1 protein-coding gene is annotated in these 1,166 nt (G+C 56.7%); it reads right to left on the reverse strand.

From position 1 onward, the window contains the following. On the reverse strand, nucleotides 1-1,163 hold a 1,163-nt coding region (gene tuf / locus ACQ4WN_RS26180), incomplete at its 3' end, for an elongation factor Tu (RefSeq protein ID WP_436554126.1). Nucleotides 1,164-1,166: the final 3 nt, after the last annotated feature.

The raw sequence follows: 1,166 nt of genomic DNA on the forward strand, positions 1-1,166 counted from the left end.
GCGCCGACGGTACGACCGCCTTCACGGATAGCGAAGCGCAGGCCTTCTTCCATCGCGATCGGGTTGATCAGCTTGACGGTGATCGACACGTTATCGCCTGGCATGACCATTTCTTTGTCTGCTGGCAACTCGATCGAACCAGTCACGTCCGTCGTGCGGAAGTAGAACTGTGGACGATAGTTGTTGAAGAATGGCGTATGACGGCCGCCTTCGTCTTTCGACAGAACATAGATCTCGCCGGTGAAGTGAGCATGCGGCTTGATCGAGCCTGGCTTTGCCAGAACTTGACCACGTTGCACGTCTTCACGCTTGGTGCCGCGCAGCAGCAGACCAACGTTGTCGCCTGCTTGACCTTGGTCCAGCAGTTTGCGGAACATTTCCACGCCGGTGCAAGTCGTTTTGACGGTATCGGTGATACCAACGATTTCGATCTCTTCGCCGACTTTAACAATGCCGCGCTCGATACGACCGGTCACAACGGTACCGCGACCCGAGATCGAGAACACGTCTTCCACTGGCATCAGGAATGCACCATCAACAGCGCGCTCTGGCGTTGGGATGTAAGCATCCAGCGCATCGGCCAGACGCAGAACTGCGTCAACGCCCATTTCGCCTTCTTTGCCTTCCAGCGCCATACGTGCCGAACCTTTGATGATAGGCAGGTCGTCGCCTGGGAATTCGTACTTCGACAACAGCTCGCGCACTTCCATTTCAACCAGTTCCAGCAGCTCTGCGTCGTCGACCAGGTCGCACTTGTTCAGGAACACGATGATGTATGGAACGCCAACTTGGCGGGCCAGCAGGATGTGTTCGCGGGTCTGTGGCATTGGGCCGTCAGCTGCCGAGCACACCAGGATCGCGCCGTCCATCTGCGCAGCACCGGTAATCATGTTTTTGATGTAATCGGCGTGGCCTGGGCAGTCAACGTGCGCGTAGTGACGCGTCGCCGTTTCGTACTCAACGTGGGCGGTGTTAATCGTGATACCGCGCGCTTTTTCTTCTGGAGCCGCATCGATCTGGTCGTATGCTTTAGCTTCGCCGCCGAATTTCTTCGACAGAACCGTTGCGATTGCAGCGGTCAGCGTGGTTTTACCGTGGTCGACGTGGCCGATGGTGCCGACGTTGACGTGCGGCTTGGTCCGTTCGAATTTACCTTTTGCCATTTT

The sequence above is a fragment of the Janthinobacterium pasteuri genome (assembly GCF_051380775.1).
GTDB lineage: Bacteria > Pseudomonadota > Gammaproteobacteria > Burkholderiales > Burkholderiaceae_D > Janthinobacterium.